This is a genomic window from Novipirellula artificiosorum (assembly GCF_007860135.1).
Lineage (GTDB): Bacteria > Planctomycetota > Planctomycetia > Pirellulales > Pirellulaceae > Novipirellula_A > Novipirellula_A artificiosorum.
On the sequence record NZ_SJPV01000001.1, the window covers coordinates 736,652 to 752,235 of the forward strand.

12 protein-coding genes are annotated in these 15,584 nt (G+C 54.9%); 2 read left to right on the top strand and 10 right to left on the bottom strand.

Annotated elements, in window-relative coordinates; translation table 11 throughout:
• Positions 1–126: 126 nt before the first annotated feature.
• The gene (locus Poly41_RS02540; RefSeq protein ID WP_146524330.1) at positions 127–702 is read left to right on the top strand and encodes a Uma2 family endonuclease; all 576 of its coding nucleotides are present in this window, start codon (positions 127–129) and stop codon (positions 700–702) included.
• Between the two features lie 17 nt (positions 703–719).
• Here Poly41_RS02540 and gatB read toward each other — a convergent pair whose 3' ends face one another.
• The 10 genes from gatB to Poly41_RS02590 form a co-directional block, all read right to left on the bottom strand.
• Complete coding sequence (gatB, locus tag Poly41_RS02545) at positions 720–2,186, bottom strand: Asp-tRNA(Asn)/Glu-tRNA(Gln) amidotransferase subunit GatB (protein ID WP_146524331.1); 1,467 nt, start codon at positions 2,184–2,186, stop codon at positions 720–722.
• Positions 2,183–3,652, bottom strand: coding sequence for an Asp-tRNA(Asn)/Glu-tRNA(Gln) amidotransferase subunit GatA (gatA, locus tag Poly41_RS02550; protein ID WP_146524332.1), 1,470 nt, complete (start codon positions 3,650–3,652; stop codon positions 2,183–2,185). The genes gatB and gatA overlap by 4 nt, the downstream gene beginning before the upstream one ends.
• A 137-nt stretch (positions 3,653–3,789) precedes the next feature.
• Complete coding sequence (locus Poly41_RS02555) at positions 3,790–5,031, bottom strand: sensor histidine kinase (protein ID WP_197231010.1); 1,242 nt, start codon at positions 5,029–5,031, stop codon at positions 3,790–3,792.
• 38 nt (positions 5,032–5,069) lie between these two features.
• On the bottom strand, positions 5,070–5,657 hold the full coding sequence (locus tag Poly41_RS02560) for a response regulator (RefSeq protein WP_197231011.1): 588 nt from the start codon (positions 5,655–5,657) through the stop codon (positions 5,070–5,072).
• A gap of 511 nt (positions 5,658–6,168) precedes the next feature.
• Entirely contained in the window at positions 6,169–8,352 is a 2,184-nt protein-coding gene (locus tag Poly41_RS02565; RefSeq protein ID WP_146524335.1) for a vWA domain-containing protein, read from the bottom strand.
• Positions 8,352–10,412, bottom strand: coding sequence for a BatA domain-containing protein (locus Poly41_RS02570; protein ID WP_146524336.1), 2,061 nt, complete (start codon positions 10,410–10,412; stop codon positions 8,352–8,354). The genes Poly41_RS02565 and Poly41_RS02570 overlap by 1 nt, the downstream gene beginning before the upstream one ends.
• Positions 10,409–11,320: a DUF58 domain-containing protein gene (locus tag Poly41_RS02575; protein WP_146524337.1), complete on the bottom strand. Its 912-nt coding sequence runs from the start codon at positions 11,318–11,320 to the stop codon at positions 10,409–10,411. The genes Poly41_RS02570 and Poly41_RS02575 overlap by 4 nt, the downstream gene beginning before the upstream one ends.
• A 114-nt stretch (positions 11,321–11,434) precedes the next feature.
• Complete coding sequence (locus tag Poly41_RS02580) at positions 11,435–12,610, bottom strand: hypothetical protein (protein ID WP_197231012.1); 1,176 nt, start codon at positions 12,608–12,610, stop codon at positions 11,435–11,437.
• Positions 12,504–13,043, bottom strand: a complete 540-nt coding sequence (locus Poly41_RS02585; RefSeq protein WP_146524339.1) for a hypothetical protein — start codon at positions 13,041–13,043, stop codon at positions 12,504–12,506. The genes Poly41_RS02580 and Poly41_RS02585 overlap by 107 nt, the downstream gene beginning before the upstream one ends.
• A complete protein-coding gene (locus tag Poly41_RS02590) occupies positions 13,040–13,555 on the bottom strand; it encodes an RNA polymerase sigma factor (RefSeq protein ID WP_146524340.1) in 516 nt (171 codons plus the stop codon). Before Poly41_RS02590 ends, Poly41_RS02585 begins: the two co-directional genes overlap by 4 nt.
• Positions 13,556–14,148: 593 nt before the next feature.
• Between Poly41_RS02590 and Poly41_RS02595 the strand changes: the two genes are divergently transcribed.
• Positions 14,149–15,584: IS4 family transposase (locus Poly41_RS02595; protein WP_197231013.1), on the top strand; the 1,436-nt coding region annotated here is incomplete at its 3' end.

The following is a 15,584-nucleotide window of genomic DNA, read 5'->3' on the forward strand; positions in this document are numbered from 1 at the left end:
CCATCAAGTGTTTTGTCAGCGTTTAACTAATGGGTTGGCCGTCGTGGACGAAGCCATGAGTCCTCTCGATCTGTTGCTATAATGGGGGCCAGTTGAGCCAGTTTGCGAAAAACAAGAGGTTTCCCGATGTCAAACGTATTGGATATCCCAGAGGTGCGAGCCGCGGCGGTTCGATTGACGCCGGCTCAGTACCATCGACTTTATGAAATGGGAGTCCTTCCTGAAAAAACCGAGTTGTTATCCGGAATCGTGATAGAGAAAATGCCTAAATCTCCACTTCACACCTGGATGGTCCTTTTTCTTCAAAAATGGCTCATCGCTACCGTTGGCAATGGTTTTCAAGTTCGTAAGGAAGACCCACTCACCTTATATGATTCCGAGCCCGAACCCGACATTTCGGTCGTTGCGGGAACGCCGGACGATTTTCGGCTCCAACATCCATCATCAGCGAAGTTGGTCATTGAAGTGGCTTTGAACAGCGAAGGGATGGATCGTCAAAAAGCCGAGATCTATGCAGCTGCGGGAATCGAGGAGTATTGGATGGTTCTGCCCAGCAGCAAGGCAATCGAAGTTTTTCGCGATTGTTCGGACGGCCGATATCAATCCTGTATCCGCTTCGACGAAGCATCGACCTTGTCACCTCTGCTGGCGCCCCATTCGCCGCTGCCGATCGGCGAGTTGTTTGCGAACACGACGGCTTGATGTTTCGAGGAGCGTGTCTAACCAATCAACTTCAATAGTGTCTCGCGAACTTGCTGTGGGTTGGCGTTGGGGTTCTTCTTTTTGGCTTGCCCGATCAACGAACCCACCGCCTGGACCTTCCCGCTACGAACGTCTGCGACCACCGCCGGATTCGCATCAAGCAGTTCTTGGCACAACGCATCAATCTCACTGTTGTCGACCTGTTCGATTCCCAGCGACTGGATTGCTTGGTCAACTGTCGACTCATGGTCAAGCAAGTAGTTGAAAACGTCACGAGCTCTTGTGTTGTCCAGTTGCCCCTTTACAACGAGCTTCAGCAATTCACCGAGCCCGACGCTCGTGACGGGAAACGCATCGATCGAGAGTTCACGATCCTTTAGTGTTCTCATCACGTCTTGCTGGATCCATGAACTCGATCGCTTGGCATCGCCCGAAACCTCGGCGACTCGTTCAAAGTAGGCGATCATTGCGGGACCTTGGTTCACGATCACGTCGGCATCGTAAGGCTTCAAGTCGTGTTGACTTTGCAAACGCAAGTAGGTTGCACGTGGCAATTCGCCGAGCGACTGCCGCAACGCTTCGACTCGTTCGGACGGAATTCGGACGGGCAACAAATCGGGATCGGGGAAATAACGGTAATCGGCCGACTCTTCCTTTTCTCGTTGGACAAACGTCCGCTGGTTGACATCATCCCAACCTCGAGTCGTTTTGGGGTTGTCTTCGATCGTCAATCCATCGTTTTCCCAATCAGCGTACTGACGTTCCACTTCATATTCCAACGCCCGTTCGACCGCGCGGAAGCTGTTCATGTTCTTCACTTCGACAATCGGCGTGGCAACTTTCTTGCCGTCAACATCGATGTGTAGATTGACGTTGGCATCGACCCGTAAACTACCCTCCTGCATCTCGCAATCGGAAACGTCCAGATGAGTGAGGATCAACTTGAGTTGCGTGAGGTACTCCTTCACTTCCGCGGCCGACCGCAGATCGGGTTGACTGACAATTTCCAACAGTGGCGTACCGCAACGATTGAGATCGATCCGCGTATCGCTCTTGCCAGCGACCTCGTCGTGCATGCTCTTGCCCGCATCTTCTTCCAAATGAGCGCGGATGATCCCAATGTGACGCGTGCCATCGGGATCTGCCGGATCCGTGATCTCCAAATAGCCATCGGCACAAATGGGTAAATCGAACTGGCTGATTTGATATCCCTTCGGCAGATCGGGATAGAAATACTGTTTGCGGTCCCATTTGGTCATTGGTGGGATCGAACAATGGATGGCCAATCCCGCCCGAATGGCAAGTTCAATCGCGTGTTCGTTCATGACCGGCAGCGCCCCGGGGAGCCCGAGGCAGACGGGACAAACCTGCGTGTTCGGTGGCGCACCAAACGCAGCGCTACATCCACAGAACAGCTTGGTTTGCGTTTTTAATTGAACGTGGACCTCGAGTCCAATGATGGTCGTGACTTCGTGTGCTGTCATGGTCGTTTGGTGTGGTAGTCGGTTACAGATTGGAACGCTCCGGCCGCAAACAGGAGTCGTGATTCCTCCAGCACAGGAGCTTGCAACTGGATGCCAATGGGAAGTCCATGCTCATCGAAACCACCCGGCAGCGAGATTGCCGGAAGGCCCGCTAGGTTTGCACCGACGGTAAACAAGTCGCACAAGTACATCTGGATCGGATCATCCACCTTCTCGCCGATTCGAAACGCCGAAGAGGGGGTGACGGGACCAAGCAACAGATCGCACTGCGTGAACGCAGCGTCAAAATCGCCCTTAATCAAGCGGCGAACTTTTAGGGCCTGGTTGTAATATTTGTCCGCGTAGCCTTCGCTCAACGCATACATGCCAACCATGATGCGACGTTTGACTTCCGCCCCAAATCCCTCTTCGCGGCTTCGACAGTAGGCGGAGACCAATGGTCCCTGTTCACTGTTGCTGTCGATCGACTCGGTGCGATGGCCGTAGTGGGCTCCTTCGTAGCGAGACAAGTTACTGCTGGCTTCACACGGAGCGATGACATAATAGGTGGGCACCCAATACTCGCTGTGGGGCAAATTCACTTCAACCAATTCCGCACCACAACTGCGGAACACATCACCGGCGTGATGAACCGCCGCCAGAATGGCGTGATCGACCGCTTTGTTTTCCGAAGATTCTCGGAGGATACCGATCTTCAATCCACGCAGGTCGGTCGTTTGCAGGATCTCACTGTAGTTGGGAACGCCTTGGTTGAGTGACGTTGAATCCCGCGGTTCAAACCCGGCGATCGACTCGAGCAAGAGCGCAACGTCGTCAACCGACCACGCGATTGGGCCGACTTGATCGAGGCTGCTGGCAAATGCGACCAATCCATATCGGCTCACTCGACCATAAGTCGGCTTGAGTCCTGTCACACCACAAAATGCTGCCGGTTGGCGGATCGACCCCCCGGTATCGCTGCCGAGACTCAACGGAACGTTGCCCGCAGCGACACACGCCGCCGCCCCGCCGCTACTGCCCCCCGGTGTACGATCGGTGTCCCAAGGGTTGCGCGTGACACCAAATGCACTGGTCTCCGTACTCGCGCCCATCGCGAATTCGTCCATATTCGTTTTGCCAATCAGAACCGCATCCGCTTCGCGAAGCTTGTGGATCACGGTGGCATCATAAGGTGGCTGAAAGCCTTTCAGCATCCGCGAAGAACAGGTCGTCGGCATGTCGGCGGTACACAGCACATCCTTGACCGCGACGGGAATCCCGGCCAACGGACCAAGAGCTTCGCCCGCCAAACGTTTTGCATCCACACGCCGCGCCGCGTCGACCGCCAATTCTGCGGCAACGTGCGTGAACGCATTGATTTGAGGGTCGGAGTGTTGGATGGCCGCGAGTGCTTGTTCAGTAATTTCGACGGCGGTCAGATCACCGCTTTCTTGCATTCGCAGCAATTCCTTCGCGGAATCGAGCATGGTGGACACGCAGGGTGCGAGTAGGGAACGATCATGGACAGCCCCAATTATTGAAGATTGCCCGCCCATCGCCTACCGGGCATGAATCCAGCGACCAACGGGAGCGGGCCAAAGCCACGACGAGCGGCCGTGCCGCCCTAAGGGATCCGCAACGAAATCGTTGCGACACAGCCGATCGGACCACCCGCAAGTGTGATGTCGGCATGGTGCAACTTGGCGATTCGGTAGGCTCGGCAGAGCCCGAGTCCTAAGCCTCGTCCCGCTTCGCGACCACTAAAGTAGGGATCGAATGCATGCTCGCGAGCGTGACCCAATAGTCCCGGCCCGCTGTCAGCAACATGAATCAGCGCAGATTCGTTGTCGCGGACGACGGAAACCACGATCGTTCCCTCCGCCCCAATCGCCTCGATCGAATTTCGCAACAAGACTCGCAACGCCTCTCCAACCATCTCACCGTCGATGTTCGCCGAGAATGCATCCGACGAGGTTTCGGTTTCGAGCCGGATCGAAAGCTGCTTTGCTTCGTCGACAAACTCCGAGGCGACTTCAGCGATCAATTCATTCAAGTCCCATTGGGCAATCCGAGGTTCGGGTGGATTCGCATAGAACATCAAATCGGCGATCATCTCGTGAGCTCGATAGACTTGATCGACGATCTTCTGCAACACTTGCCGTCTGCGTGGTTCGACTTCGTCACGCTGCAATTGCTGAGCTCGCGATGAAATATTTGCCAGCGGATTGTTGATCTCGTGGCTCAAGCCATAAGCAAGTTGTTTTAGCGCGGCGAGCTTGCTTTTGTGCAATCGTCGATCAAACGAACGTTCGATGCACTCCAGATGCTGCATTCGGCGGGCAAGTTGTTGTAGCATGTCCGGCGAGCTCTCACCGTCGGGCCGATTGATTCGCCAATCATCCCATGAGACTCGCGCCCATTGCTGTCGCCAAACCTCAGGCACCGCTGGCCCAGTCACCTCTAACCATCGATGGGCTTCGTCGATCCAACGACTCGGTGGCAACGTTTTGTGGTATCCGTGAAGCTCACTCCAACGGTGTTGCATCGGACGTGAAATCTCAGGAGCACCAAGAAACGCATCACCACCGGCCAGCAGACCGCAAGCGTTTTCCGCGAGCCAACTCGCCAGTTCCGTCAACGTCGCATCGCGTCCCGGGTACGAAATCGCTGCAAACAAAAACAGCGGCGGGTCCTCGCGGAAGCACGAAACCGTTCTAGCGACCGTCGATGACGTCGCATCGGTTCGACTTGTGGCACCACGATGCTCGCTGCGCAACAGCAGACCCGCGAGCGTTTCCGTGGCGTCATGCGATCTCGGTAGCCACCATCGGTATGATCCGAAGCGCAGGCATGGAAGCAAACGCATCGCAATCATCCTTTGGGCAGCAAGGGTGCTCAGTGGACCTAACCAACGACACCACGTTCAATTTCAAGCAACTCACACGACCGGTTGATCAACTCTTCGACTGCAAACGGTTTTTGCATAAAATCGTTTGCACCAGCCGCCTTCAAGCCGTCAACCTTGTTGTGCTCGACCATCCCCGATATGCACAAAATCTTGACCATATCCAAGGACGGATCGCTGCGGACACGTTGGCAAACTTCCTTGCCGTTGATGTCGGGAAGCATCACATCAAGAATGACCAAGTCGGGACGAAACTCTTTGACACCCATTCCAGCGTCAAACCCATTGTTCGCCGTGCGAATGTCAAACCGACCGTCGCGCTCAAAACCGTCACTGATCAATTCAACCAAGTCTTGGTCATCGTCAACAATCAGCAGCTTCTTCTTACCACTTTCAAGTGCATCGGTCGGAATCCCGTTGTCCCGCATGAACAAATAAAGCTGTTCACGAGGAATTCGGCGGAACTTGCTGCCAGGGACACGAAACCCCTTCAGCGACCCGTTGTCGAAACACCGGATAATTGTCTGCTGGCTGACCTTACAAATCTTGGCCGCTTCGCCTGTTGTAAAAACCGTTTTATTGGTCATGGCGGAAACCATCCTCCCTGCATGACTAGCCGTTACCAAATGGATACTGTGCCCTTCGCAGAAACACCCACGTCAAAAACAACGCAGGCCTCTCCGCTCACGACAGACGTTGAGGTGAAAAATGCTAGCAAAACCTGCTAGTGAGATTTTACTGGCTTGGGTCGGATGGTAGCTCATGCGATCCGATGCACTGGCTTCTCCAACCATTCACCGCCGGTCTTGTCTTAGCAAACTTCCCGTTCTACCGCACTAGCACATTTTACTGAAAAACTGCGCGAAGAACGCAAGCGGCAAGAAACTCCGAGTCTCCCTGCTTTGCCAAGCTTGCCTCACTGACGAATTCTATCGAATCCACACCGTAGGTCAAGATCGGTTTATTCCTCTTAAACCGCCTATCCACTAACAGCCGATGGCCTATCGCCCGAAAGAGTGTTGGTTTTCCTTCGATCATGAAATCGCGGCCATTCACATCCAAGCGATCCTTTTGCCTCGGACTCGTTTGCAGCCGTGATCAGGTCAAACCGGCCATCTTGCGACCGATCCAAAACAGCGCCGCCAACCCGATCATGACCAGAACCGTCGCCGGGTGACTCCATAATCGAACGCGACGAACTTCCGCTGGCGGATCAGGCATCGCCAGAAGGGTGTCTGCGAACGATGCGATCTCGTCGACCCGCAGCACCCGCCCCCGGGTGAGCTTGGCAAGTTCCTCGAGCACCTCAGGTCGGGCAGGTTTTCCAATCCGCTCGACGTCGGCAAGCTGCACGAAAACGCTTGTTTCGAGCGTCTCGCTGGTCTCCTTGCACCACAATTTCATCTTGTGAGAGCCAGCCTCACTCGGTGTGTAGTTACCGGCATAGACTCCCCAGATCGGATCCACCAGGTTCAATTGCACGCTTTCTGCTTTTCCCGAAGGGGCAATTGTCTCGATCGAGACATCGCCATCGCTGAGCGGTGCTCGCTGGTCGTCGAGAACCGTCGCCGTCAGCGAGAGCGTCTGTCCCACGTGAGGCTGCTCTGGTGAATAAAACAACCGTATTGATTTGCCTTTGGCCATGTTTCGCTGGTACGCCATCCAACGCACCACTTGCCCCCAAAATCGATAGTGATACAGATCCTCGACACCGCTTCGCCAACGCCACACGCTGTCGAAGCCGACAAAGAGGACTTTGCCATTGCCAAAACTTTGCGTCACCATCAGGGGGATTCGGCCATGTTCGTTCGAAGCATCACGATCGACCGCCAACACATCGCTTCCTTGTTTCGCTCGAATCACGGGGGCATGCCATTGGAAACCGGGCAGACGATCCCAAACTTGACGATTGTCGTCTTCGTCATCAGCCAACCGCGTCAACAAACTACGTCGTCCAGACTCCGTTAACGCTAAGGCATGGGCGAGTTCACTACCTTGGCCGCTGGGACGTGAGCGGTCCAAATCGACAGGCAACAGGTCGCCGATTGGCGTATCGACAAGTGACAACGTATGCCCCGCAATCCCAGGAACGACAACCAAACCGCTGGCATGTTGCTCGACCAACCCCCGTACTTGCTCGGTTTGCGATAGAGTCAATTGATCCTTGCCGACCCCCACATCGCCAAGAAAAACAACATCGTATTGCGTTAACTCACCAAGATCCTCAGGAAACGATTGGATGTAATCCCGATTGCCGCCACCTCGTTTGCTGAGTCCTGGATGGAACAACAAACACGACACCTCCACGGCCGGATCTCGCGACAATGCGTTTCTCAGAAAACGGTATTCCCAGCGAGGCTGCGATTCCACAATCAACACGTTGAGCTTTTCCTCGCGCACCGTCAGTGATGCCGAAAGCTCGTTGTTGTCCAAAATCCGCTCCTCCCCAGCCGCAGCAAGTGACAACGTCAATGATTGCGAACCGAGACTGCGTGGCGTCCAGACGATGGCCTCGTTCGTTCGGCTCATCGGCTCGATCATGAACTCCTTTTTAAGCACGTCTCCATCGGAATCGGTGAGTGACACGACAGCCAAATGATCTCGCGACAACGAGCTTTCCAACGTCAGCGGAATGCGTAGCGGTTTACCGACTGCGGCGAACGCAGGGACGTCAAACCGAAGCAATTGCAAATCGGGCATACGGTCAACGCTACCGACCGGCACCACAAAAATCGGCACCCCACGAGCACGTAGTTCCGCGGCCGCTTCAACGGGCGGCGGACCCGTGTTCCAGTCACCGTCGGACGCTAACACAATCGCACGCAGGTTCGGGTATTGCTTTTCGCTCGACGAAAGCACTTGGTGCAGATCGGTCGCATGACCAGCGCCCTCGCTTGCAAACGGGACCCTAACGACATCGCCTCGACGAGAAAGCTCACTCCAAGTGGATTCATCCAAAACCGGTGCAACGGCTTGCTCGCGTGTCCCCACCGTCTTGGTTCCCGTTTCGATATCCCGAGTCATCATGCTTGCGGATTGATCGACGAGAACCGCGAAAGTCGGCTTCACTTCCGAAGGAAGCTCCTCAAGTAACTCGGGTTGATTGAGGAGAAACACCGCGAATCCCACCAACAACAAACGCAACAACTCAAGCGAAACCACCTGCCTGCGAAACCGGGCTCGGCGACAAGCCATCCAGCCGAGCATCAGCGTCATCGCCATCGCGGCAATGGACACGGCAACGACCGCATGAGTGGAACCGATCGAGAGCGTCGACCCCATCACGCGACTCCGCCTTTCCGACGGTTTGCCCGCAAACCGGCAAGCCGCTCCAAGGGTGAATCAAGAACAGGTCGCCGGCTTGGAAGGCAGAGGATCGCTTCGAACAACAAGGCGACGATCATGCCAATCAAGAACAGCCTCCAGACCTCGTTCACGACACCACCGAAGCGGCCGTTCGCGTGATCCACTCGCTCAAACTCCATGCCGGCGAACAAGTCGGCCAACGCAGCATCATCGATGACCCCCGTTCGATCTTCGGCAGCCGGACGATTGACTGCCACCACTGCCCTGCCCTGCTCCGATCCGATCTCATAGACTCCGGCGTGAGCCGGATATTCACTCGACAGCGATTTGGGATTCCCTGCGATCGGTTGCCACGATTCCGTCCCTGGCTGTCCGCTGACTGCATCCCGTTGCGTCGCTGCACGCATCGAATCAAGTCCTTGCTGCAAAGCACGCTGGATCATCGCATAGAGCACGACCCCGTTTTCCTGCAGAGACGAATGCTGCATATCGGGCGAAGCCGTGCAAAAGTAGGCCGCGCCCTTCTCGGTCGCTGTACGCGCCAGCAGCGGATCCCCGCCGGACAACGTTGCTAAGGAAGTCACTTCGCCATCGAGGGTCGCATGCCCAAGCACTCGCAACTCGGCAAGCGGTAATTCGGTACCGGATTGCGTGTCGGCCAACAAGTCTTGAGTCTTCACCCAGTGTTCCACCATCACGCTTCCTGGGGCATCGATCCAACCACTCCAGCGAACCCCCATGAAGGACTCCGCGTTCGGTTGGCCGACACCACGGCCCCATCTCGATGAAGGAAAAAAAAGGACTTGGCCTCCTCGCTTGACAAAGTCTTCAACAACTTGGCGTGCCGTTCCGGTTGGCAACTCGCTCTGCCAAATCAACAAGCCAACATCGTTCGCTTGCAGTGATACGACTTGCTGTGCATCCATCCGCTGGACCGAAACCGGAGTCTTCACGTCGGGGGAAACGGCCGCTGCGGCTTCAAGGGCCTGCGATACCGAAGCCGCCTCACTGACAATGACAACTCGTCGATCCGGAGGCTCGCCCAAAACAAAAAAAGCTTCGTTGTCGGCAAGGTTGGAATCGGCGGGGATCGACACCCGACCCCAAGCGGTTGTCGTTGCTGGAGCCATGGGGATTCGATAATCATGGAACTCCGCGTTCCCCTCGGTCAACGGAATCTCAGCGCGAGTCCTTGCTCCATTCATTTCGAATGTCACAGGAACAAGCTCCGATGCTTGGCGACTTGTTCCCGTTGATACCAAACTCAAGGACAAACGCACGGAGGTTCCTTGATCATCCACAACTTGCTGGACCTTCGTGACTCGCACCGACCGATTGACCGACACCGGCTCCGGAAACGCCAAGAGATGGACTCGCACCGATTGGGACTGCTGTCCCAAGGTTCGTTTCAAGGCACCCCAGTTGCCGCTTTCGGGTTGCCAATCTGAGGATCGAAGATCGCTACAGATCCAGATGTCGGTGCGACCAAACTGCTCGCGTCGAACAAGATCCACAGCGAGTTTCAACATCGCAGGTACGTCCGAAGTCGCCGCAGATCCCTGCATCCATGGCGAATCCAGCAGGGCATCGACACTGGAAAAACGTTTTGGCAAGTCACGGGGACCGTTGATCATGAACAGGTCGGCTGCACCAAGTTTACGCAGCGCGTCGGCGACCTGCTCGGAAGCCAGTCCAAGCTTCGTGGTTCCGCCCGGACCCAATTGCTGCATGCTGGGCGACCGGTCCAGAATAACAATCGTCGCGTCGACACGATCACCAAACGACCAGCCGAGCAATCCGCTCGACAAAGGGCGTGAAGCGGCCAGGATCATGCTGCCAATCGCAAGCGATCGCAACGCGAGAATCAGCCAACGACGAAGCCTGGCATGCCCACGGTTCGTCTGAGCCGCTTGCAGCAAAAACATCATCGCCGCCCACGGCTTGGTTTGATACCTCCATTGGTTGACCAAATGAATCAAGATCGGCAACAGCACGAGCGGCAGAGCCGCCAGCATCCAGGGTTGCAAGAAATTCATCGCGTCCCTCGCGCATTCATGCGACCCACGAGAAAACTGGTCAGCACTTGCTCGTAGGGCTCCGTTAGCGACACCACTCGGTAATCGACCTCGGTTTCAAGGGTCACTCGCTTCATCTCCTCCAAGTATTCTTGCATCGCTTGTCGGTAGGGACCTGCGATGTCACTGGGTTCGGCAAAGATCGTCTCTTCGTTTTCCATATCGACAAATCGAGTGGGTCGTTCGATCGGAAAATCGATCTCCTCGGGATCCAAAAGATGGAACGCGGCAACGTCATGTTTTCGAAACCTCAAATGCTCAAAGCTGTCTCGCAAGGATTCCGGCGAGGTGAACAAGTCGGATAAAACCACGATCAGGGCATGTTGACGCACGGTTTCGGCCAACTCGTGTAACACGCTCACCAACTGTGTTTCCCCTTCTGCTTGCGCGGCTTCGAGCGAGTCAAACAACGTCGACAAATGGGCAGGGTTTCGGCGTGCGGGCAGATGACTCACGACACGGTTGGTCACACAAGCAAGCCCGACTGCATCGCCCTGTTCAATCGCCAAGTAACCAAGCGTCGCGGCGAACTGCTTCGCATAATCGAGCTTGCTATACTCACCACTTCCGAACGCCATCGATCCGCTGGTGTCGAGCACGAAGACCAAACGCAAGTTCGTATCGGCCTCGAACTCCTTGACAAAAAACCGATCGGAGCGCCCGTAGGTCCGCCAATCGAGTCGACGCAGATCGTCACCGGGAACGTACTTGCGATACTCGGCAAACTCGACACTTGAACCGCGATGAGGACTTGCGTGCCGACCCGAAATACTACCCTGCATGGCTTTCCGAGCAACCAGCGGCATTCCATGAAGACGCGCAACCACGTCAGGGTCGAGAAAATCACGTTTTTTTGCATCGCTACTCATCAGCAAAATCATAGTCCGTTTTCGACCACCGCACAGCACAGTGTGGCAAATGCCTTCAAGAAGAAGTCGATCGGCCTCGAGGCGAGCGATGACGGATGATCTAGCAGTAGCGAATCAGGGTTCGATGCCGATGTCCCGACCGTCTTCGATACTGCCTTCGTCATCAATCATGTCCCTGCCGACCGAATAGATCGCGATCGTGTCGCCCACCCCTTTCCACTTCATCTGCGATCCATCATACGGATCGGTCGTAACGGCCTCAGGCAAATCAAGCTCGGTCAAAGTCGTCCCAATTTCACCGCCCGCGTCTTGCCAAGCGGCCAGAATTCGAACGGTCCGCGAAAGTGCTTGTTTGCGGCGCAGTGACACTAAACCCTGCTGCAGCGCGGACCAACTTGACCCGGCGAAAATGCTTGCCGAGGTCGGCTGGTCCGGGGCGATGCCCGTCGGCTTTTCCGAGAACGACTGAAATTCGCTGACGACGTCCAAATACGCAGCAAGTTCTCCGAGCATCAGCATGAACCGACTCCCTGGGAAGGAGTCAAACGACGAAATCCCAAACGCGCGTTCGGTATCGAGCGTCATCTCGTAATTGGCGAGCAGTTTGGATTCATTCGAACAAGCCTGCAGTAGCATCTCGCGGGCCGCTGGCGAGGCATCGCCTGCATACAGACATCTGCCCGACAACTGAATGCCTTGCATATAGAGGGCGGTCCCAACCAAGTGGTTCAACAACAGGGGCTGCCGGGCGACGTGATCGCTCCATCGCAAAATGGCGATCGCGTCCTCGACGGCGTCATCGGTCTTACCATCGGCTAACGACATCAATCCATGCCCATACAAGGCCCGGGTGATCGTGCGTGGTGAAATCTCTTGATCAATCAGTTGGTCCATAAACGGCGAAGGACCGTGTGAATAGTCGAGATCAGGTTGATACGCCGGCAATCGAGATGCCTTGCGTAAGGCTTCGTTGAGCTCAGAGAATTCCTGAACGATGCTTTTTGCTACGAGCATACTTCCCTCATCGAACTGGTCGTCCGTTACGCTGTCGCGAGTAGCTTCGGCAAGTTGTCGGTCAAAACTTCGAAGCTCATCGGCATATCGCTCCACTGCCTTCGCCGCATTGAGTTCCTCCCCGACTTCCGAGGGTTGCAGGTCTTGAATGGAGATCGGTTTTCCGACTTCACGCAAGGGTGCTAAACGTGCCTCGACTCTGCGTGAGGCTCGCCAATTCAGCAACGCGACCATCAGGATGACGACGGAAATGACTGAGAGGAGGACGATCGCCATCCACTTGAGGAACTTTCTTAGACGCTTCACTGAATAACTCCGCGTTGAGGTTTTGCAAGATGGCGAGATGCTGACGAAAGAATGCTTGAGGTGTCATCGGCGGTTCCTTTTCGGCAAACGCCGCGTCCGTGGCCGCACGTTGAGCTTGCGAAACGGAATCACGATGGCCGCCATACAACTTGTCCGCCGATCGTTCGACGATCACGAACACGAGCAGGCTGATGGCCAGTAGACATGGGGCTGCAAAAGTGGCCGTCCGATCCAATGTCGCCAACCAACGACGATCGTCCGCCTTCGCTGTAAGCACTCGTGCTTGTGCATCCGATTCTCGTTGGCGTTCAATCGCATCGAGTACCGTCGTGCGCAGTCCTGCGGGTGCTTTCGGCGGGGCCAGTTGCAGCAGCGTTTGTTCAATTTGTTCCTGTTCGTTCATCCGATCTGCTCCTGGATGACCAACCGCATTTTTGCAAGCGATCGCCGGTAGCGGCTTGCACAGGTCCCGCTGGGGAGACGAAGAATTTTGGAGATTTGTGTGAAAGTCAATTGAGCGTAAACCTTTAACTCGATTAGTTCTTGTTCCTCTTCCGACAACGTTTTCAGAGCATGACGAATCAGCTCCGTATCATCGTCATCGGAATGGACAACACTCTCCGCAAGTGGCTCGTCAGTCGCCGTTTCCGCCATTCGTTTCTGTTTGTGGCTCAGCCATCGATTCGTTTCATTGCGAATCACCGTGAAGACGAACGCCTTCAGGTCATCGACCTCGCGCAGCCGTTCACGAGACCGATACAGACGGACGAATCCTTCCTGGAAAATTTCAGCAGCCGCGTCGGGGTCACCCGCAAGAACGGTCACATATTGAAACAGTCCATCCGCAGTCGCGTCGTACAATTCGGCCCATGCCGATGGCTCGTCATCGGCCAATCGCGACGGCAATCCGCTCATGATTGTTTTTTCGTTGGCATTCGACCTTTTCCGTTGTGAACAAGCGACTCAAGGGTGAAAGCATGCTGTCAGCAGTAAAGACCCGGCATGGTATCAGGTTTATGCACCTTGACGAAAAACACTTTGCGAATCACCCATCATTGGGGCGTTCAAAACCCCAAGCGGTTTGATCCCACATCGCTGCGTCGATACGAAGTCCAGTGAACGTGCAGCGATCACTTCGCCCAATATTCTGGCTCCCTTCTCCCCCGATTTTCGGGGGAGAAGGGCTGGGGATGAGGGGGTGGCAGCAGGGTGATCGAGCCAAAAAGTCGTTCCGCAATCGGTGTGCGGAAAGCCCCTCACCCCCCTACCCCTCTCCCCGCCCGCGGAGGTCGTGCAGTTTTTAAGTTGTTGATTGAAAAAGACTTACAAGATTTACCTCTCCCTCTGGGCTCGTTGTACCACATAACTCCTGCGTTTTGCATGCATTGACGGGTTGGTTTTGTGTGCAACTCCACTGGACTTTTTGCTGGACGCCGCGAATTATCCTCAATTGAGGATCCGCGTTGGTGCTGCGGTTCATGGCAAATTTCTTCCACGGAGGTACTTTGATGTCAACGGTTGCTCATCTTTCGGGAGAACTCAATGGCTGTCAGTTCGGGGACGAGCGGCTCACGAAACGAATCAAGAAGATGGCCGATGTCCTCAGCCACAGTCCCAATATGAGCATTCCGGCAGCCTTCAAGAGTAAGGCTGATATCGAGGGCTGCTATCGCTTTTTCAACAACGACAACGTCACTCCTGAAAAGATCCTTCAGCCACACATCGAGGCAACGTATCAACGAATCAATCAAGTCGACTATGTCTTGCTGGTCCAGGACACTACCGAGATCGACTTGACGCGGCCAGAACAACAAGTCGATGGAGCAGGGCCAATGGACTGCGAGAGTCGCCGTGGAGCTTTCTATCACCCGATGATTGCCTTCGATGTTGCGGGAGTTGCCTTAGGAATCGTGGGGCAAAAAAGTTGGACACGTGAAGCGATCAGCAAAGAATCCAAGTCGGAGAAAAACAAAAAGCGAAAACAAGTTCCCATTGAAGAAAAAGAAAGTGTTCGTTGGCTTGAAGGAGTCCACTGTAGCGAGCGTACCGCCTTGGCTTGTCCAGAGACGACTTGCGTGTGCGTTGGCGACAGCGAATCGGACATTTACGATGTCTTTGCCGCCGTCGCCCAAAGCGAAGTTCCCAATGTGCATTTACTGATTCGGGCAGGTCAAAATCGAAACACTTCCGAGCAGCAAGACTGGTGCGAACAAGTTCGCCAAACACCGAAAATTGCCGATCAAACGTGCAATGTCCGAGCACGCAGAGCGAAGATACAGAAGGGTAAATCAAAGCGAACTCGTTCACGCATTGCGCGCGTTGCTGAACTAGAGATTCGAAAAGCGAGTATCCAACTCTGTCGCCCGCCCCATGCTGCCAAGCATTTACCTAAATCGCTTACGGTCAATGTGGTACTCTGTGAAGAGAGAAATCCGCCCGATGGTGAAGACCCGATAAGCTGGATGTTGGTGACGACTCTACCCATCGAGACGAACGAAGATGTCCAGCGAATCATTCAGTCGTACTGCGTCCGATGGCAAATTGAAGTCTATTTTAGAACCCTCAAATCGGGTTGTCGTATTGAGCGGCGTCGATTCGAGGCAATCGATCGAGTGTTGAACTGCTTGGCCTTTTACAGTGTGGTGGCTTGGCGATTGATGTATCTTTGTCATCTTGGACGGGAGTGCCCTGAGCTGGACTGTGAAGTTCTCTTTGAACCGAGTGAATGGAAAAGCGTGTATGTAATTCTAGGTCGCAAACTGCCAAAGAAAGGTTGCCCGAATCTCAACGAAGTGATCCGCGCGATCGCGAGCTTAGGCGGCTTCATCGATCGACCAAAGAACGATCCTGGGACGCAAACGCTTTGGGTTGGAATCCAGAGATCCTACGACCTGTCCAACGCATGGAACGCTTTTGGGCCAGGTGCAAAAAATTTTTCAAGCGT